The sequence below is a fragment of the Micromonospora sp. LZ37 genome, assembly GCF_059359015.1.
The window spans coordinates 17790-39129 of the sequence record NZ_JCADBL010000022.1 but is presented as its reverse complement, the minus strand read 5'-3'; the positions used below and the strand labels follow the sequence as shown (position 1 = coordinate 39129).

The following is a 21340-nucleotide window of genomic DNA, read 5'->3' as shown; positions in this document are numbered from 1 at the left end:
GTAGCCGCCATGGCCGACCGGTCCCGGTCCCCACTCCCGGACACCGTCACCACCGAGGAGCCTCCCGAGTCGTTCTGGTGTGTCGCTGTCACGTGGACAGCGATCGGTCCCACCATTCGCACACCAGGGTGGAGCATACGGCCACAGGAGAAACGCGCAATCGTTACCAGCGAGGAACTTGCGGAAGGCCGGGACGCTACGGCTCCGGACCGGACTGATCTGCGACGCCACGAGACGCGGTGAACACCCGAGGGGGATGCGTCCCCCGCGGTCGCCGCGACGGACGCCCAACGGCGGGTCACGCGGGCACCCGCGGGGCGACGACATCATGGACCAGCAACGCCCTGAGCTGCTCAACCGTGGGGTTGGCCAGTGAACGCAACCGTCCCGCCTGCCTGGTCACCGCCACGTCGAGCACCTGGCGCGCGTATCTGCCGTTGCCGAACGCCCGTCCCCTCGGCACCTGCTCGAAGTGCTCGCGCAGCGCGGTGAGGCTCTCCCCGGCGCACTCGTAGCCACTGGCCGAGGCCAACCCCTGGAAGATCGCGACCAGCTCGTCCGCGTTGTAGTTCTCGAACTGCACCCGCCGGGAGAAGCGCGAGGCGAGGCCGGCGTTGGCGGCTAGGAACGCCTCCATCTCATCCTCGTAACCGGCGGCGATCACCACCACCTCGTCCCGATGGTCCTCCATCAGCTTCACCAGAGTGTCGATAGCCTCCCGACCGAAGTCCTGCCGGGCGTCGGGCGGCGCCAACGTGTACGCCTCGTCGATGAACAGCACCCCTCCCCTGGCTCGCTCGAACGCCTCCCGGGTGCGTTGGGCGGTGTGTCCGATGTACTCGCCCACCAGGTCGGCGCGGGCGACCTCGACGAGTTGACCGCCGGCGAGGATGCCCAGCGCGGTCAGCAGTTGGCCGTACAGCCGCGCGACCGTGGTCTTGCCGGTGCCGGGCGGCCCTGAGAAGACGAGGTGCCGGGAGAGTGGCGGGGCCGGCAGCCCGGCCGCGGCCCGCGCCCTGATGCTGGCCAGCAGGTCGATCAGCTCGGCGACCTCGCGCTTGACCGCGGCTAGGCCGATCATCGCGTTGAGGCGGGCGAGTAGCTGGTCGACCTCGCCAGCGCGCTGGTCGCCCGCCCGGACGGCCCCACCCTGCGCCTCGCCGAGGTCCTGCGGCAACAACCGGGCCAGCTCCACGCCGGAGGACGAGTCGGCCTGGGCGAGCCGGAATGCCTGCCGTCCGATCATCTCCTCGAACACCTTCCGCGCGACCCGGGCGTTGCCGAAGTTCGCGTCGCGGGCCATGCCGTCGAAGAGGTCGGAGAGCGCTTGGCGGGTGTCGTACTCCAGCGCGTAGTGGTGCGTGCGGCACAGCCGCTCGACGATCAGGACAAGCTCGTCGGTCGAGTAGCTCTCGAACTCGACGGTCTTGGAGAACCGGGAGGCCAGCCCCGGGTTGGAGTCGAGGAAGGCGCGCATCTGCGCCGAGTATCCGGCCACGATCACCACGATCTCGTCGCGGTGGTCCTCCATCAACTTGACCAGCGTGTCGATGGCCTCCCGGCCGAAGTCCTGACCCGAGCTCCCCTCCGCCGAGAGGGCGTACGCCTCGTCGATGAACAACACGCCGCCGACGGCCTGCTGGAACTTCTCGGTGGTCTTCACCGCCGTGCCGCCGATGTGCTCGGCGACGAGGTCGGCGCGGGACACCTCGACGAGCTGACCGGTGTGGAGCACCCCGAGGGCGGCCAGGATGCTGCCGTAGAGCCGCGCCACGGTCGTCTTACCCGTACCGGGTGCGCCGGCGAAGACCATGTGCCGGGACATCGGGGGCACGGGAAGTCCGGCCGCGGCCCGACGCTGGCTGATGCGGTGCAGACCGACCAGCGTCGCCACCTCGCGTTTGACCCCGGCCAGGCCGACCAGGGCGTCCAGTTCGGCCAGGAGAGGCTGCACCGGATCCGTCGGCTGCTGGGACTGGTCGGCCGGCACGCCGCCCTGGACGGTCCCCACGGTCGGTGACGCCGCCACCGCAGCCGACGACTCGACCTGGCTGCCGTACGACGGCGCCGAATCGACCCGGTCGTCCTGCGGCACCCAGCCGGTCGCGCGACCGTTACGGATCATGGACGTGGCGACGACCTCGACCGGCTCGGCGGTCTCCGTCAGCACCCCGTCACCGGCGTTCTCGATCACCTCGCAGCCGCTCACCCGGCCCGACGAGCCCGGCGCGAACCGGATCCCCGGACCGCCGCAGCCCCGTACGCGGCTGTCCACGACCTCGAGCTCGCCGCGCTGCTCGGCCAGCAGCCCAGCCGCCCGGGCCGAGGTGATCTCGCAGGAGCTGACGGTGGCCCGGCCGCCCGAGCCCACCACGACCCCGGACCCGCCGCCGACGACGGCGACCTCCGTCGCGGTAAGCGCCGTGCCGGACTCGGCGAGCAGGCCACCGGAGGCGCACGAGGTGATCCGAGCTCGACGCACCACGCCCTCGGCAGCCTCGGTCAGACGCACCCCGTATCCGGTGCACTCCTCGATGGTCACGTCCTCCAGCAGCGGTCGCGCCTCGCCCCGGGCGAACACGCCGTGTTCTCCACCGTGCAGGACCAGACCGCTCACCACGCAGGCCGACCGGCCTTCCATGAGCAGGCCGGTGCCGCCCGTCGCGGTGATCCGGCCCGCCTTGATCAGAGGCCGGGCCGACCCACCGACGGCCACCGCGGCGACGGCGGTCTGTGCGATCTCTCCCGCCACAAACTCGCCAGCGGCCTCATCGAGGGCCAGCAGGCCGTGGCCGCCGACGGCGGTCACCCGGCATTCGGACACCGTCGGGGCGGCCTTACCGGCGAAGACGAAGCCGTGACCGCCGACGTCGCGCAGCTCACACGACTCGATGCGCGGTGCGCTGTCGAGGACGAGCACGCCAGCGCCAGGGGTGTCGTGCACTGTGGTGCCGACGATCCGGACGCCGCCGCCGTCCTCGATCACGATGGCCGAGCCGTCGACGGCACTGATGTCGCAGCCCTCGATGGTCCCCAGGCCGCCCCGGCTGACCAGCACGCCAGCGCCACGGACATCACTCACCGTGCAGTCGCGGAAGAGCGGGTCGGTGCCGCCGGTGATCACAATGGCGCTCGCGCCGACGTCACCGACCGTGGTGCCGGTGACCGTTCCGGATCCGCCCTTCTCCACCAGAAAACCCGCGCCGGCGCTGTTGCTCACCTGACAGTCGGTCATGGCGAGTTTCCCGCCCGGGGCGTGCACGGCGACCACACCGGTGCCCTCGATCCGGCAGCCGGACGCCACCAGGCACCCGCCGCTGACCTGTACCGCCGGCAGTTCCGGTCCGCCGCCGGTGAAGGTCAGTCCGGTGAGCTGCGCGGTGCCGGCGGCGAGGAAGAGCGCGACCCCTTCGCCGCCGTCCACGATGACCGAGCCAGCGCCCTCCTCCGCGATCACCGACACGTCACTGGTGATCCGCAACTGCTCCCGATAGGTGCCGGGCAACACCATGACGGTTGCGCCGGCCGGTACCGTGGCAAGCGCCGCCCCAATGGTCGACACACATCCGGGATCGGTCGGCGAGACCGACACCACGCTGATCGTCATACTCGTCCAATTCTGGCTGGCGGGAGGGACCCGATCTCCGCCGTTCGTAGCCGGTAACGTTGGCCGGCGCCGTCGAGCCCCAGGAAATGAGTGGGCGTTCCACCGTCGACCGGCGTGCGCGGCCCGGCCGCGGCGGCCCGGAGGCGACTGAGGATGCGCTCGTTGCCCGTCGGCCCGGCTGACGGACTGCGCACACTGACCGCGACGTCGTGCAGCAGCACCCGGACCGGAGCGTCACCGGACTCGGGTCGGTCGACGGCAAGGACGCGGAATCGGCTGGCCGGCGGAAACAGACCCGCGCCCGCGGTCGCGCCAAGGCCGTTCAGCCGCCGGCCGTTGACGGACCAGATCACGTACTCGAAGCCGGACTCCGGTAGCGGGCCGGGACGCAGGCGGACGTCGACGAAGCCGGGTTCGACCAGTTCGTCTCCCGGCCGGTACGCGAGCGCGGGGTCGACCCCAGCCGGTCCGGCCAGGAAGACCGGGCCGAGCACCGCCGGCAAGCGGCGCAGCCCGAGGGCGACGTGGCCGGCCAGCAGCGCGGTCCCGCCGACGTCGGCCGTCGCGCCACCGCGCAGGTACGCGTTGACGGCGTGCCGCTCCTGCAGGCAGTACGCCCGCACCGCGACGAGACCCGGGATGAGCTCGGCGGCGGCCTTGCCTCCAGCGCGAAGACCGGGCTCCTCGGACAGCGTCCGGGTCACCACCCGGGCGTGCGCGTCGTAGCTGCCGGAGAGCGCGGAACGCAACCCGGCCCGGTCGACATCCGCGACCGGTTCCAACTCGATCCAGTACGGCCCCGGGACGGGCCCCTCGGCGGGCTGCGCCGCGGCCACCGGCCCGCCCGGGTCGGCGGACGGAGGCTCCGCGCCGGACACCGGCGGCGCGGGCACGGCAACCGGGTCCTCGCGCCTGGTGCCCGCCACACCGACCACCCCGGCAGCACCGGACAGTCGGCTCTGCTCGTCGATTCGCGTCGGCTCGTCCGACAGTCCGTCGAGCGCGGTCAGCGTTGCCGCCGGCGCGGGCGCCGCCGGTGGTGGGGCCGGAACGTCGGCCAGCTGCCGGGCGGCGACAGCTCGCCACCGTTGCGGGTCCAACAGGGCAGCCACCTCAGGTGCCACCCGCCACCACTCGGCGGCGACGAGCGGCGAGGCGTCATCAGCAAGGCCGCGGTCCACGGTCGCACCCGGCTCGTGCCCGACGACGCCGACGTCCGCCGACGCGTCCAACGATCCGACTACCACCGACGAGTCCCCCGCGGGCACGATCGGTCGCGCTGCCGCAGTCAGTCTCGGACTGTCCGTGGAAACCTCCGCAAGCGGGGACGCCCCGGGAGCACCCGGCATCGCCGTCGCGGGCATGGCCACCAAGGAGCCGCCGGCGGCCGGTCGCGGGCCGCGCACCGGCGCCGTGGTCCGGCGGTACGGGCGGGCCGGCAGCAGCGGCCCGAGCAGCTCCACCCGACGAGGCCTGCCGGCCGGTCCGGTGGACCGGACCCGGGGATACCAGCGCCGGAAGGCACCCGCGGTCTGCAGCACGCCGGTGACGAGCCGCGCGACCGGGGCGTCGGCGGCGACGACCGGAGCGCCCAGGGCATCGGCGAGTCCACCGAGAAGGAGGCCGGCGGCGGGGCCGGTCAGGGGCGCGCCGATGACCGCCAGGATGATCGGCACGGGCGGCACGGGCGCGACAGCCGCGATGATCGGGGCGACGGTGCGCGGGGCAGCTGGCCTGCCTTCGATCAGGAAGCCCGCGCTGTGCAGCCGCACCTCCACCACGAAGCCGGCCAGCACGAGCCCGTCACCGATCATCGGTCCCTCGGTGAAGGACCAGCCGGCGCGGGTGGCCCGGCCGGGCCGGGCAACGGGGTCGGCGTCGGCAGGCGACCTCTTTGGCGGAGGCGGGGGGACGTGCGCCGGCACCCGGGGTCGCCAGATCAGCGGCGGCCGGGGCGGAGGAGCCGGTGCGTGACCGCCGGCCACCGGCCGAAGGCCGCCGGGGGCCACACCTGGCACCGCCGGGGGCTGCGGCGACGTCCGCTGCCGAGCCCTGTCCGGCGCGGTCGCCCTGGCTACCGGCTGCGAGCCCGCTTGGGCCGGCGCGGCCAGCTCCGGCCGCGCGGCCGACTGCACCACCACGTCCGGCACGGCCGGGTAGCCGGGAACGCTCGGCGCCGCTGGTACCGCCGGCAGTTCGGCCGGCACGGCAGCCGGTGCCGGCGAATGCGCCGGCGGCGGCTCGGCCAGCCGGACGTATACCTCCTGGCCGATCTCGCCACCGAGGAGGTGACCGGCGTCCCGGAGCCGGTCCGCCACCTCCTGATGGCCGAAGGTCACCAGATGCAGCGCTCCGGAACTGCCGCCGAGATGCTCGATCGCCGCCGCCGTCAGCAACTCGGCGAAGTCCGGTCGGGCGGCCACCGAGGGCGTCACCACCACGGTCGTCAGGTCCGCGTCGTCCGGCACGCTCGCGGCGAGGGTCGCCGAGGGCTCCCGTCCCTCGGCGTCGGTACGCAGCACCAACACGTCACCGACGAATTCCGCCCGCGCGTCCGGTGCGACGGTCGACACCGGCACCGGCCCGTTCACCCGTTCACCTCCCCGTCACCAACTCCGGCCCGATGCCTGGGATCCGCCCACCGCTCGCTCAGTCCCCCGTCACGGTCTGCCAGAGCAGCCGGTCCCGGATCGAGATCGTCACGTTGCCGTCCGCCTTCAGGGTCAGGATCGCCCCGTCGTTTCCGGCGCTGTTGGAGCTCCAGACCGTCGCCCAGGCCGAGGTGTAGACGACCAGGTTGCCGTCGTCCTGGAAGACCACCCGCTCCGCCCCCTTGCCGCCGGATCCGGCGCGCCACCGCTCCCGGCCCTGGTCGCTGAGGAGGAGTTCCCCGTCATTGGTGAACTTCAACGCGAGCCGGTTCGTCGTCCATGCCTGACCGCGCTGCAGCACCTGGGTGCCCTCGATGACGCGGGCCTGCCACGCTTGTTTCGGGCGGGGGCTGGCGCCGAGGGTCGGCCCGGGGCTGGCGCCGAGGGTGGGCCGCGAACTGGGCGACGGGCTGATCGTTGCGGGCTTCGTCGACGGAGGCTTCGACGCGCCGGGTCCGGTTGTGCCGCCGAGCCGCCCGTCCTCCGTGTAATAGGAGAGGTAGCTCTCGATCCGGCTCAGCCGTTCGGTCAGACCCGGCACGTCCGGCACCCCGCCAGCCTGCTTCACCCGCTCGGCGCCCACCGCGAACGCGGCCACCGCCATCCGATACGCATCGTCCCGCTTAGTCGGCATCTCCCTGACCAGGGTGCACATCACCCGTCCCAGCGCCGGGATGGCGGCGCGGGGATCCCAGGGAGAGGTGGTCGCCGCCGCGGGCACGTACCGGTTCCAAACGGCGGGCGTGAACTGGGCGATCCCCTGCTCCCCGCGCGGTCCGAGCAGCTGGGGGTTGAACGCGGAGGAAGCCATCAACTGGGCGGCGACCCGGGCCGGCGGTACCTGGGAACAGATCTCTCCCGCGGCGATCACCATCGGCACGTACTCGTCGGGCACCGGCTTCGGAGCGGCGAGCCGCTGGTGGTCCGGGGCACCCGCCGGCGTCGGGGCGGCGCTCACGCCGGTGGCCGCCGGCTCCTGCCGGGCATACCAGTCGGCGTAGGCGGCGACCGTGTCGACGTGCTCGCGGGCGGCGGCGGGCACGCCCCCTTCCGCACGTACCGCAGGGACGCCGGAGTGCAGCGCGCCCAGCCCCAGGCGCCAACGGTCGCCGGCGACTCCGGCCTGGCGGACCTGCCCGATCGCGTCGCAGGTCTGGTGGGCGAGGGCGGTCACGTTCGCTGCCGGATCACCGCGGCGGGCCTGCGGGGTGGGCTTCCACTGCTCCCAGGCCTCGTCGGTGAGACCGGCCAACCCGCTGCCGCCGTTCTCCGTGGACGCGGCAGCGTCGAATCCCGAGGCCGCCATGAGCTGACCCGAGAGCCTCGCCGCGCTCAACTCCGGGCAGGCAAGCGCCGCCGAGGCGATCACCGGTACGAGACTCGCCGGCACCGGACGACCGGCAAGCGGACGGTCCTCGGCCGTCGCGGTGCCGAGCACCGTTCCCGCCTGCACACCGACCAGCAGGAGCAGCCCCAGGAGCAGCGCGGTCGCCGCGCCCCGGCGTAGCGGGGTGTTCACCACACGCCGGACCGCGGACAACACGGTGCCGCCGCGGCCCGCATCTCCCCGCAGGTGCCGGGGTTTCATACGACCGCCGGGTGATCTGACCACCGACCAGCCTCCTTATGGATACGTCGGACACACGACGCGTGTCGGAGTGTCCGGGTTCAATTTCCAGCCACGACTGGTTCCGCGGCGTCGCGCAGATCGCGCCCTTCCTGCCCGGCGGCCAGTTGATCGGTCGGGCTGCCCGGCTCCGGTTCCCCGTCGTCGACCGGCGCGAACAGCGCGGCAAGTGCGCGGTGCACGGCGACCTCGTCGACGTCCGGCACGCGGTAGTCGGCGGCCCGGATGGCCGCGAGGAGCCCCGGGTCCGGAGCGAGGCCGTGCTCGCGCACGTAGTAGCAGGTGGCGCCCGTCCAGATCCAGGCTCCATCGGTGCGGAAGGCGGTGGGCACCACGGTCCCTCGGGTGCGGTCGACGACGTCCTCGGCGAGGTCGGCCGTGATCAGCAGCGGCACGCCGAGGTCCAGGTAGTCGGCCACCCGCTCCCGCTCGTCGTCGGCGAGCAGCGGGTGGAACGGGTCGAAGGCGGGCTGCCCTTGCTCGTCGACACGGTCGTATGCCGCGGCGACGTTCACCGGGATCGCCGGTGCCGCGGCCCACAGCAGGGCCGAGAAGCCGAGCGCCGTCCGCTGGTACGCCGGCAGGTCGGCGGGCTCGGTGAAGGCCTCCACCTGCGGATCCACCTCACCGGCCGCCTCCAGTGCCCCTTGCAGTGCGACACCCAGTGCGGGCAGCCGGGCGGGCTGCTCGGCCTGCATCAGGTAGACCCGACGCGGCTGCGGCCACCTGATGTCGGCCGGGGGGTAGCGCCACGCCCGCCACACCGCCGTCACGGCCTCGCCGTCGGCGAGCTCCCGCACCGCGGCGACGACCGCCTCATCGATGGGGTCCGCGCCGCCCGGCCCGTCGTACGCGACGGTCAGATCGATGCTGTACGGCACGTCCTCACCGTGCTCCGTCAGCACCTCGGGAGCGACCGGGGCGAAGCCGTGCATCGGGTACGGGTCGGTGGCGGACCGTTCGACGCTGGCCAGGACCTCGACGTCCTCGCCAGCTTCGGTGAGGACCGCGGCCAGCGTCGTGGCGTCCTGGTCAGTCATCGGAACACGGTGGGTGAGCGCGGCGAAGACCACCGCCTGCGCCAGGTCCACCAGTTCACCGGCGGCCAGCCAACTACGGGCCTGGCAGATCAATTCGTCGGAGAACCGACCGGCGAAGCGGAGCAGCATCTCGTGCAGCACGGCGAGCCGATCGACCGGAGCGACGACAGCATCAGTCATGCCCTCCCGACGTCCCGATCGCGTCATGGGTTCAATCGGACCCGCTGGCGGCCCACCGCAGGCCCGAGCGCGGCTGGCGTGCGGGCCGGACCCGGGCCCCCGACGGCAGCGGCCGGGTGGGCGAGCACCCGGGCCAGCCGTCGTCCGGCGCCCCTCAACTGGGCGAGTGACCCAAATTGACGAGCGCCGACAATTGGCCTGCTTGGATCTCGTCTTGCTGAAGCCGCATGGTGTTAAGTCGCCCAGGAGCCGAGAAATAGCAAGCGATCCAGCCGCCGACCGCGGGGGAACCATCCGCGGAGGTCCGCGGATGGTTTGCCGGCTGGCTCTTGCTCGGATATATCGCGCACGGTTCCGAGGTCAATTACATTGCTGAACTCATTCTCCGTGCCTGATCCCATGTAACGCCGGGTCGGCGAGTCGTCGATCAACGCATCTGCTGTTGTCGACCCGGTAGCCAACGGTTCACCAGCGTTGTCGACAAGCGGCACTACCTTACCGGCGGCGTTGACCACGATGACGCGCGCGCCAGCCCCTCGTAGCCACGGCGGCATGACCGGACGCCCGTCGGCGCCGACCGCGGCCCACACCCGCTGTCCAACGGGGTTCTGCGTCTCGACAAAGTAGACCTCGCCGCCGTCCTTGAGCAACACAACTCCGTGTCGGCCGTGGGGCGACGACAGCAGCGCAAACGCCGCGGCCCCGTCGTCCAGCTCGAGCAACCGCATCACCACCGGAGCCAGGGAATGCTCTACCGGCCGCCAGTCGCCACCGAGTTTCGCCGCCAGGTCATCCTGCAACCGCCCCGTGTGCAAACCGGCGTCATCACGCACGACGACGGGACCCGTTGGCGGTAACGCCAACGATGAACCAGCTCCAACCGAACGAGGCAGTCCTCAAGTCTTCCGCGGGCAGCGGGCGTATCACCACCGGCAGGAAGAACCGCCGCCAGTTGAGCCTCCAACGACTGCTGTCGCCCCGGCCCAGACGACCGACCCGAGCCACCCACGCCCACAAGCTCGCGTGCTGCCGCGACAGACGCTGCGGAGGGCGACGCCCAGGGCGCGGCGGCGCCCGGTTGGGGGGCAGGCGGGAGGGACGGCGCCGTTCCAGGCGTGACCATCCGGTAGCCCCCGGGCTGCATCCCGGCCCTGATGGTGGTGCCCGGGTCCAGCAGGACCCCGCCCGCCCCGGCGCCCGTGACGACAGCACCCACGGTGACTGCCCCCACGGGGGTCTCACCCGGGGCCGGTTCTGACCTGCAGCAGTCGCCCATGGGCGTCGACGGGCAGCAGGAGCGGGCCGCGCAGTACCGCCGGCACGTCGGGTAGGCCTCCGGGCCGGCGCGCGGGGTCGAACCTGGTGTACCGTCGCACGCCCTCACCGTCCGGGTACGCGCCCGGACCGGCCTGGGTTTCCACCACCACCAAAGCCCGCCCGCCCGAGCGCCGGTGCACCAACACCACATGTTGCGGGTCATTCGGGTGCTGCACCCACGCGACGGTCAACGTCCCGGCGCCCAGTCCGGCCAGGTCGCCGACCGCGGCGCGACGAAACTCGCCGCCGAGCCGCCCAGCAATCGACCCCGCCGTCGGCAACTCATGGGATCCCCGCCCGTCCCGCACCCTGAGCTTGGTCAACACGGTGTCCACCCGGAGGAGGCAGTCGGGGATGCCCGGCGCCCACACTGGCAACTGGCGCACCGCTTGGTCAACGAGCGGGTCCACTGGCGGCTCCCCAGGCACCGACCGGCCGGGCACCGACGAGGCGACCCGTGGCGGGCAGCGACGCCGGCACGTCGAGCTGGCGCGAAGCAATAGCCGCGAGTTCGCCAGCGGCCTGGGCGAGCCGTGTCCGCTCCGTCACCGACAGGTGGCGCGCCGCCGACCGCAGCTCCGAGGCGAATGTGGCCAGCGTCGTGGCCAGCGTCTCCCACAGGAGTGACCGCGTCTGCCCCCTACTTGCGGCGTAGGTTCCGACCTGCCGCATCAGCAGTTCGTAGGTCAAGTCGTGCGACGGCGGTCGCCGCACCCCGTCCAGCAGTCGCATCGCCGTGTCGACCAGCTGCCTGATCCGCCGGGCCTCTGTGTCGTTGAGAACCGCAGGGATGGCGACCTCACCGACGAGCGACGCTTGCAGCGGTCGCCGCTTCACCTCGTTGAACATCAGATGCGTGGCGTCGGCCACCTCCCTCGCCCGCCTGGACACCTCCACGGGTGAGGTGAGCTCCGAACGCAGGGCCCGAATCTCGAGCAGGGCCAGCGGCAATTGGATCTGGCCCCCATTATCGTCGAGGGCCGAATACATGCCAAAATCTGGGTTGACGCCAACTGCCTCCTTCGGGTCGAGGGGGATCGCTGGCCGCTCGAATAGAGCATTGTCAAGGTAGTCATTCAGGGTCCACGGCTTACCCTTTGACGGACCGAGAAACAACGCTAGAAGGCCCGCGCTCCGGTCCGGCATGTATTCGAGCTTCCTGTCGTCAAACGGCGGCATATCCCGTTGAGAGAAGGCGACGAAGAGATCCTTGAAAACGCTAGCGTGTGCAGCGAGAAAGTCCCTTACAGCAGCTGGCAGCGCGGCCCGCACAGCGGTGAACGGATTGCGCAGTGCCGCTGCCACCAGGTTCTTCGCACTCAAAGGACTCGGGTGCATATCCCACATCACCGCCGCAACCTGGGTGAAGACGACGGCCCCATAGCCCCGCAATGCCATGACGTCAGCGAAGGCCCCGAGCAGGGGCAGATCCTCCACCGTTACCCGCGCCTGATGCTGCGCCAGGTATCGGACGGCGAGCTCATCGCCGAATCGCAGACCGTTCTCGAGCAGTTGCAGGGAATCGGGCCGGTGCGTACGCTCCGCCCTGCCCAACCAGGTCAGAAACGAATGCAGTGCAACAATGGGCACCCCGACTGTGTACTGCGCATGAATGTTTTCGGCTACCGGAGCGTGCGGCGTCAGAACATGGACATGCTGGTACCCTCGCTTGACCTGGTAACCCGCCTCCTCGGGGAAGAGTTCAGCGAGAGTCAGCCCGAGCGCCGGTCGGCCCGGTGTCAGCATCGGCGCGCGGGAGAGCCGCTGGAAGACGTCGGCGAACCGGGCCATGCTGTCTCTCAATGCGGGTCGCCCTGCATCGCCGTCCACAATCGCGGACTCCTTGAGCACCAGCTCGATGATCGCCCACTCAGTTTCTTTCAGCTTCTTGTCGGGTAGCAGCTCACGGACTTGCGCCGGGTAGTACGGGCCCGGGTAGACCCGGCCCTGCTCGTCCTCGTAGTACGGCCGGTGGTCAATGGTCAGGCTGACCCCCGCCCCCCGTACGATCTCGGCGCTGTAATGAAGCTGGCGCCCTTCGGGTGGGCTGAGCACGAAGTCCAGCTCCAACTCGAGGCCGAGCGCCCCGTACTGCGTGGTGAGGGGTGGGTCGACCAGGGCCGCGGCCTGGGACGTCGACGCCGCAGCGGTCTGGAACTCACCCCGCACCTCCCGGCCCTGGGCATCCAACACCACCGCCCGCAGACCCACCCCGAAACGGGTCGACGGCACGTCGAGCAGCTCCCCCAACACCTCCGGACCCGCCGGCAACAACCCCGACCCCCGCGCCTGCAGATCCACCACCTGCACACCCAGGTCGCTGGTGTGATGCACCAACACCGCGTGACCCAGCCAACCAAGCCGGTCTACCAGCACCAGAGCGCTGGCACCCACCCCCAACCCGTCAACCGCCGCCACCAGATCCCGCCACCGCGGCACCCGCGCCCAGTCCCCACCCGGCAACAACCGATCAACCGCCCGAACAGACCCCACCACCGCGTCATCACGCACCACCCCCACCCGCACCCCGAACGGATAGAGCACCTGACGCATCCCCGCCACCAACGCCACACAATTGGCCGGACCAACCCCCACCATCTGCCGAACCCGGCCCACAACATCCGCCAACCCCGCCCCATCAAGGGACACCGGCGCAGGCAACCTCACCCCACCAAGCGGGAACCTCCCACCCACCAAACCATGCGCCAACGCGACGAAATCCCGCCGCACCCCCGCACCATCCACCACCACCGACGAAACCGACGGCGTATTCACACCCACGGCACCGGGCACCGCCCGACCATCACGGCCGATCACGACCGCCCGCACCTCCACCGTCCGGTGACCGGACAGCTCCGCCACCGACCAGTGATCATCCTGTCGGGACCGCTCACCCACCCCCAGCAGTCGCGGCCCCTCACCGCGCTCAAGCTCCACCCACCGCACCACACCATCGGCGGTGTGATAGGCGGCGGCCAACCCGATCAGCTGCGACATCGGCCGGCCGGACCCGACGTCCGGAGGACGCACGAACGAGATGAAAGCCGCGCCGCCCGGCCCAACCGCGCTCACCGCCGAGTGGACCACCGACCGGGATCCGGCACGCTCCCACGCCGTCGACGGAATCAGCCCGCCCAGCACGATCTGCCGCGGTCGCCCATCATCGACGGCGCTGTCAGGCACCCCATCGGCGAGCAACCCTCGATACAACTCGTCAAACAGCGCCAACCGACCCGCCGTCGTGCCGACATCTGTCGGCCCGTTGGCCAACCCGCCCACCAACGCCCGCAGCTCATCCTCGGTGAGCACGGGTGCTGGCGCCGAACCCTCCCCGTCGCCGTCGACCGAACCGACAGACACCGGGTCCAGCAGGTCAGCCGGGTCCAGCGTCGACTCCACATCGACGTCCACCGGATACATCGGAGGCGTCATGAAGGTATCCACGTAGTCCGGGGGAACACTTCGCAGCGGAACTCCGCTACCAACGGGACCCACGACGAGATCGTTGTCGTCAGCCTCCGACGACTGGCGCCCCGTCGTCTGACCGCTGCCAGGCAGGAGCCAACTCATCAGCAGGTTCAGATACCCGGTCACCTGGGAAATCCTGTCGGTTGGCTCCGGCGGGTCGTGATGGACCCTCCAAAATCCCGGGCGACCAGTCAGGAAGTCACCGTCATAGGTAATGACCGTGACGTGCTGAACCAACGCGTCGTAGAAGGCGGTGTCCTCGACGACGACCGTCCGGCGGAGGACCCCATCGGAGCGGTCAACGTCGCCCAGGAGAATAACGATCGCCGCCAGCGACTCGTCATCGAGGTTTTCGCCCCCCAAGCCCGGCAGATACGAGGCGACGTACTCCTCCGCGGTCAGCCACTGGTTGTCGTCCCGGGGTGAGCGGATCAGCGAGTTCGGCGGGTAGTCGTGCTCGCCCACGTGCATCGCTGTGGCATTGAACGGACTACCCTCGACCACCACCATGTCCGCCAAATCCCGTGGAATGGCATCCGTCAACACCGCCACCATGTCACTGTCAAACGTATAGGCGACGAAGCTGCCATCACCGTAACGAGTGACCCACAGTTGCTCCTCCACGCCCCACCGCGCAAGTGGAGCCAGAGCCAGGACCTCGACCGCCGCCCTGTCAGCGGTGGCCGGCCAGCGAAGAGCAGCAGCCTCCACCTGTTCCGGCAACCGCACCTGGACGGTCTGCTCCCCCGCCGGGGGAATACGACGCAGCGCACCCAGCCGCAGCCAACGACGCGCCGCGTTCAACTGCACGTCAAGCCAATCAGAATCGCCGACGGGCACCGCCACATCCCGCCCGACCCGGCCGTCCCGCAACGTGGTCGACCCGAACGGATCATAAGGCGGCACCTCTGGAATTTCCCGAAGAGCCCACGCGGCCAACTGCGCGTCGGTGAACCCGTAGCGATCGAACTCACCAGCGAGCCGAATACGGATCTGGTTTCTCAGATCCGGCGGAGGCAGTGCCAGCTCCCGCGCCTGCGCTATCGCGTCCTCCAACTCCCAATGCCACCTCTGCAGGCTGTCCGAATTGTCACTCACCTCATCGACCGAGAACCACCCCCCGTCAGCCGGACCCTCGGGAGCCCCCGCCGACACCACCACTCCCTGGGGCGCCCACACACCCTCCCGCAGCAGCTCCTGGACCGCCCTCTGAGCAGCGAGGGTGTAGCGCCAGCTCGGGCCGGTCTCCGCGCCGTAGAGGAGCAGCACCAGGACACTCGCCTGGTCACGGGCGGTTGCCGCGACACTCCTCACCACCTCGCGCAGCGAAACGAAGCCACTCGGATGCCCCGCCGAAACAAGCCGGAGACTCTCATTCTGCCGCTCCAACTCCGACGGCAAGGTGGCCGCCACGACCACCGCACCCGCCGGGACAACGAAGCTTGCAACATCTGACCGATAACGCTCCGCACGCGGATCAGCAGGCGGCAACGAAAGCAGCCACGCATTGTTGCCCAGCACCTCGATCGGCGGCAGCGCTTTCGAGGTGGACGCCGCAGCAGGCACCTCGACCTCAGCGACCGTCGCATCCCCCTGCTGCACCGCCATGCCACCGTCCGGCAGGCCAGGGAATTGATCGTCAGGCCTCCAGTCCAGCGACTCGTCAGAGGCGAGAGAACCCGAACCCGCCGGTTCATCAGTGCCTTCGAGCGGATCCGGGCCAACCGTGCTGTCCCAAGACGCAGGCCATTCCCAACGCCCCTCAAGAGGGGAGGCAGGATCCGACCCTTCCGAAAGCGAATCCGCATCAGCGGTGGAGTCCGTATCCGACGAGACCAGCCACGATTCCGCGTCGGAATCATCGGAATCATCCGTCGCGTCGGAATCCTCCTCATCCAGCATGCCGTACGCATTGGTGCGCGGTGGGTCGACCAGGGCCGCGGCCTGGGACGTCGACGCCGCAGCGGTCTGGAACTCTCCCCGCACCTCCCGGCCCTGCGCGTCCAACACCACCGCCCGCAGACCCACCCCGAAACGGGTCGACGGCACGTCGAGCAGCTCCCCCAACACCTCCGGACCCGCCGGCAACAACCCCGACCCCCGCGCCTGCAGATCCACCACCTGCACACCCAGGTCGCTGGTGTGATGCACCAACACCGCGTGACCCAGCCAACCAAGCCGGTCTACCAGCACCAGAGCGCTGGCACCCACCCCCAACCCGTCAACCGCCGCCACCAGATCCCGCCACCGCGGCACCCGCGCCCAGTCCCCACCCGGCAACAACCGATCAACCGCCCGAACAGACCCCACCACCGCGTCATCACGCACCACCCCCACCCGCACCCCGAACGGATAGAGCACCTGACGCATCCCCGCCACCAACGCCACACAATTGGCCGGACCAACCCCCACCATCTGCCGAACCCGGCCCACAACATCCGCCAACCCCGCCCCATCAAGGGACACCGGCGCAGGCAACCTCACCCCACCAAGCGGGAACCTCCCACCCACCAAACCATGCGCCAACGCGACGAAATCCCGCCGCACCCCCGCACCATCCACCACCACCGACGAAACCGACGACGCTGTTTGCGAAGGGTCGGGATGGGCGGTCCCGGGCACTCGTGGGCCGGGGTCTCGAATCTGATCAGCGACCGCCTGGGCGAGCGCCGGTAGTGGGTCGCTGACGGTCACCCCGTCGCGAGAGCGGGACTGTAGTGCCGTGGCGACCTCGCTGGCGCTCACCGCAGGATGGTTGGTCCGGCGAAGCTCCGCGTTCACGAAGGCGGTGAGGTAGACATCGACCAGTGGCTGGCTGCCCAACCGCCACAGTTCACGCCCAAACCGCTCAACCGCCTGCCGGTATCCAGACAGGATCGGCGACTCCGGGCCGAAATCCGTGACGGGTGCCGGCATCTCTCGCAACTGCGCGAGCAAGCTTCCCAGATCCGCGAGCTGCTCGCGCAGCGTCGGGTGCGCCTCAAGCAACGGATTGCCCTTGAGTTTCCCGATGTCCCGCAGAAGTGGCGATACCCGGAGTCTGAGCAGGACCTTCCACCTGGTGGGCAACCCATCCCGGCCAAGCGACAGCGCCAATCTTTCCAGCAGGAAGAGGACCGGCTCGAGGTGCTCCAGCAGGGCGTAGGTGTCCGCGGCGCGTGACACGTCGGGCTCGATGGTCGACCGCATCGAGCTGTTGTAGCGGGCCGCTTGCACGTATTCGGTGGAAATGGCGCGCACAAGTCGCCCGTTGGTGGGGATGTTGTCCTGGCGGAGCGGGTTGCCTCGGATCTCGAACAAGACACGCTTGTTCACCTCGTCCACCCCCATCGCGCCCATGCCGACGTCGGCACCCGCGATCCCTGTGTGCAGCGGGTAGCCCGGAGGTGGTGACAGGAGATCCTTCTTGACCCCGCCTTCGCCTCGCCCGTTGATGATCGAGGCCAGCCACTCCACCGTCCTCGGCACCTGTGCCACAAGCGTCTTCTTCGAAGGGTCAATGGTGTACGGCTTCGTGAAGATGGTGTGGGTGGCGTTCAACGACAACGCCTCCATGAGAGCGGGAACGTCCTGACCGGGGCCAGGCAACAGCAGCTGGGCGACCTGGCGACGGTCGAGATCGTTGAGCAGCTTCTCGTAGCTGGAGGCGAAATCACTCCGCGCCATCATCCGGAACATGGCCTTGACGTCGTGGTCCGTCGGAGGGTTCGTCCACCCGGCTCGCACCAGGTACATGTTGATCAGCTCGACGAATCCCTCCGCATCCTCGGACAAGGAGCTGGCATGTCTCTCGCGATAGAAGTCGACGACCTTGCGCGTGCGCTCATGGATCGCGGTCGCCTGGTCCGGGGGGAGCAACTCATCGATGACTCGCCGGATGTCCGTCAGGCCGACCCCCCAGGTCGACTGCACCGCGCCCCGGAAATGCGTGTCCCGCACGGTGAGGGTCGTGTCCTGCTGGAGGGTGAACCTTCCCGGGAAGTGAGCCACCAGATCCGACAACGGGACCTGCCGGGCCGGCTCGCGCAGCGCCAACTCCCGCATCTTCTGGGTCAACGCGACGATGTCCCAGGCGGCGGCAACGACGGCGGCCAGATCCAGTTCCGGAGAGATCTTGTACTCGATATTGCCCTGGCCGGTGGCAGCTACATGAGTGTCATCGACCGTCAACGTCCACCCGGCACCCGCCACCAGGACCCGACCCGCATCCTGAATGGGAGTGGTGACATTGTCAATTTCGTACTCCAAACCGAATTCTGCGATCAACGACGGCGACAGCACAGCCTCCGGATGAACGTTGTCACCCAGCCCGACCAGAGAGGGATCAACCGCTCCGGTCGGCGTCGCTTGCTCTTCGTACGGAGGGAGCGTGAGCTGGCTGTACGACGGCAGCGGGTCGGCCAGCACAGCCGAGCCGGCCTCCGGGTCGGGGACGGCGTTGACGTGGACCGTCCAGTTCCCCGCGGACTTCCGCACGGCGAAGCCGCCGCGAGCCATCGCCCCCGTGTCCACCATGTGATAGGTCATCCCACCGAACGTCACCCGGCGCACGTACCTGGCCGGAACGAGGAGGGGCGAGCCCGGGCGGGTCCGCTGCGACCACCTCACCACCCGCAGCTCGCTGCCGGTCAACCACGCCTCGACATTGGCTTGCGTGTCGGTGACGGTACGCGGCAGCGACACCGACACCGGCGCCGCAGAGGAGGGCCTCGGCGCATCCTCGAAGATCCGGCGGGCTGCGGTGCGCACCCGCGGCAGATGGTGGGGGTTGTCCGCCAGCAGCTCCGCGACAACGGGGCGGGCGAGAGGAACCTCTCCGGGTCGATCACCGCCGGTGAGCCGGTACAGCAACTCGGCGAGATCGGACCCGCGTTCGTTCAGCGGTGACGTCCCGTCGTTCTCACGGGGCGTGTAGTGGGCCACCCAGCCGGAGCTGCCTCCGTCCCTGGTCGGGCTGTCTTCCTGCCTGACGACCACGACGAGCTCAGCCAACTTCGTGACAAATGGAGCCGCCGCGAGATCCAGCGTGCCGGCTGGCACCAGGACCACGATGGGCACCTCGGCACCGGTGTCCGGTAGGAGCTCCTCGACGTACTGACTCGGGGTCACCCATTCGCCATCGTGCGGTGAACGCATCAGCGAGTGCTCTGGGTGCCCTCTGACGTCCGCGGTGTTGAGGGTGGGCTGTTCGACCTGCACCCGGTGCAGCGCGTCCAACGGGATGGCGTCCATCAGCAGGGCGTGCCGGTCGCTGCTCATCACGAAGCCCACCAGGGCGCCGACGCGATAGCGGGCGATCCACAACTGCTGAGCTGTGTCTGCCGTCCGAACATCTGGCACGGCGAGCACATCCACCGCCGGGGCATCGCCGGCCGCCGGCAGGCGCAGGATGCCGGCAAGCGCGGTTTCCGGCAGCCGCACCTGAACCGTCCGCTCGCCCGGGGCGGGCACGCGGCGCAGGGCGCCCAGGCGCAGCCAGCGTCGCACCGCGTACAGCTGTTCCTCGAGCGTGCCGGAGTCGCCGAGGGGCACGGCGACACTGGACTCGATGCGGACGGGTCCCACCTCGATCGAGCCCGCCTCCAACATGCGGGCGGCCAGGTTCGCATCGCTGATCGGGTGCCCACCGATTTCACCGGCGAGTCGGGCACGGACCTCCGGCACGAGGCCCTCGAGTGGCCGGACAGCCGTGCCGACCGCGTACGCCACCGCGTCGGTCACGTCATCCCACGGCCACAGCTTGCCGTCCGCCGCCCGGGCGGAGTACCACCTGGCGGGACGTGGGTCGGGACCGCTGAGGAGGTTCCACACCTGCGGCTCGGCCATAGCCGAGAAGACCACTCCCCTGAGCGCCGGCAAACCCCGCTGAGCCCGCTCGTCGATTATCCGCTGGACCTCGACCCCGTACGGGTTGGCCTGCTGATAGGTCGCGCCGTAGAAGTAGAAGAGCAAGGTCGGCGCAGGGTTCGGCGGTTCGGCGAAGTCGGCGATCAAATCGCTGAGCCAGACGCGCTTGCCCGGCTGGTCCGCCGAGAACAACGGCCACTGCTGCGTCGGACTCTGCGGAAGGGTCGCCGCGACCACGACGGTGCCCGCCGGAGGTCGGAAGTCCTGCGCGGCCTGCCTGAACCGCTCCGCCCGCGGATCCGATGCCTCCAGGGGCAGGAACCGCACCCCGTTGGGCAGGATCCGGTACGGCCGGTGCGACTTCTCCTGCAGGGCGGTGCTCTCGGAGTCTGCGTCGGTGCGCGGCGCGCCAGTCGGATCGGCGGCGGATGCGAGCGGCTGGCCGGAGCCGGCCGGCCAGAGCGACTCCACATACCGCCGTCCCCAGTCCGTCCAGGTCCTGACGATCGACGGCGTGCCGGCCGGCCCCTGGTCCGCCGGTGCCGCCGAGGAGGTGCCGCCCTCCGCCGAGGTTGACGCCGACGCGGATGCGGAGGACCCGCTGGCCGACGTGGCGGCAACGCCCTGACCGGTAACCACCGCATCGCTCTGCGAACCGTCCACACTCGGAGGCACCGCCGTCGAGGTGGTCGATGCACCCAGCGTCCCGTACCTCGGATTGGCCGACGGGTCGACCACGGCTGCGGCCAGGGACGCGGACTCGGGGGTGAGATCCGCACGACTCTCCATACCCCGGGCGTCCAACACGACCGCCCGCAGGTTCACGCCTCGGCGCAGTGACGGGGAATCGAGCAGCTCTCGCAGCGCCTGCGGGTCAGCCGACCTCAGCTCCGATCCCGCGGCCTGCAGCTCGACGAGCTGCACACCGCGGTCGCGGGTGTGGTGCAGGAGCACCGCATGACCCATCGAGCCACCGGGCCGGCCCACCAGGACCAGGGCGGTAGCGCCGATGCCCAGCTTCTGAACCGTCTCGATGAGAGAGCGTGGATCCACCCGCGTCCAGGTCGCACCGGGCAGCAGCCGATCGGCGGCCCGAGAAGAACCCACCACCGAGTCGTCCCGCGTGACCCCGCCCCAGTGCCAACCGGGGTAGAGCACCTGACGCATCTGCGCCACCAACGCCACACAGTTGTCGAGACCGCCCCCCACCGAGGCACGGACCTCAGCCACGACGCCCTGGAGCTCCCGCACGTCGAGCTGTCTGGGCGACTCGAGGCGTACGGGCATGGGGCCAAACTGCCGAGCGGCCGAAGCATGGGCCCTCCGAGCCCGGGCAGCATCGATGGTGGCGGCTTCCAGCCCGACCGGGCTGATCAGGTGCTCGGTCCGGGGACCGTCCACCGGGTGCACCTCGACCTGGACGAACCTCTTGATCCCGGCGGCGACGGCCCGGGCGACGGCGATCGGGTCCGTCGCGAGCAGCGCGACGGTGTCCGGCAGCGGACGGGGACCACCCGTGGTGCCGTCCTTGGCCGGCAGCTCGTTGACCGTGGCGATCAGCCCTGCGATGCGGGCCTGGTACGTCTGGTGCAGAGCCCGGCGG

At 70.3% G+C, this 21340-nt stretch carries 7 protein-coding genes (1 of these 7 running past the window's edge); all 7 read right to left on the bottom strand.

The features are described from left to right. Positions 1 to 298: 298 nt before the first annotated feature. A complete protein-coding gene (locus AC5L3Z_RS29285; RefSeq protein WP_494846584.1) occupies positions 299 to 3505 on the bottom strand; it encodes a right-handed parallel beta-helix repeat-containing protein in 3207 nt (1068 codons plus the stop codon). A gap of 98 nt (positions 3506 to 3603) precedes the next feature. After that, on the bottom strand, positions 3604 to 6198 hold the full coding sequence (locus AC5L3Z_RS29280) for a hypothetical protein (protein ID WP_494846582.1): 2595 nt from the start codon (positions 6196 to 6198) through the stop codon (positions 3604 to 3606). Between the two features lie 58 nt (positions 6199 to 6256). Then, positions 6257 to 7780, bottom strand: coding sequence for a ricin-type beta-trefoil lectin domain protein (locus AC5L3Z_RS29275; RefSeq protein ID WP_494846580.1), 1524 nt, complete (start codon positions 7778 to 7780; stop codon positions 6257 to 6259). A 146-nt stretch (positions 7781 to 7926) separates the two neighbouring features. Next, positions 7927 to 9105 (bottom strand): hypothetical protein, encoded by a 1179-nt coding sequence (locus AC5L3Z_RS29270; RefSeq protein ID WP_494846578.1) that lies wholly within the window; start codon positions 9103 to 9105, stop codon positions 7927 to 7929. A 233-nt stretch (positions 9106 to 9338) separates the two neighbouring features. Continuing rightward, positions 9339 to 9938 carry a hypothetical protein gene (locus AC5L3Z_RS29265; protein WP_494846576.1) on the bottom strand — a complete coding sequence of 200 codons (600 nt, stop codon included), beginning with the start codon at positions 9936 to 9938 and terminating at the stop codon, positions 9339 to 9341. Positions 9939 to 10343: 405 nt separating this feature from the next. Continuing rightward, the gene (locus AC5L3Z_RS29260) at positions 10344 to 10832 is read right to left on the bottom strand and encodes a hypothetical protein (protein WP_494846574.1); all 489 of its coding nucleotides are present in this window, start codon (positions 10830 to 10832) and stop codon (positions 10344 to 10346) included. Further along, positions 10816 to 21340, bottom strand: partial view of a hypothetical protein gene (locus tag AC5L3Z_RS29255; protein ID WP_494846572.1) — the 3' end only. The gene runs 16985 nt beyond the window's last position; only the last 10525 of its 27510 coding nucleotides appear in the window; the start codon falls outside the window, past its right edge; its stop codon occupies positions 10816 to 10818. The genes AC5L3Z_RS29260 and AC5L3Z_RS29255 overlap by 17 nt, the downstream gene beginning before the upstream one ends.

Bases quoted from the DNA above. Each gene is read 5' to 3' on its own strand.
- AC5L3Z_RS29270 (WP_494846578.1), bottom strand. From the start codon at position 9,105: ATGACTGATGCTGTCGTCGCTCCGGTCGATCGGCTCGCCGTGCTGCAC.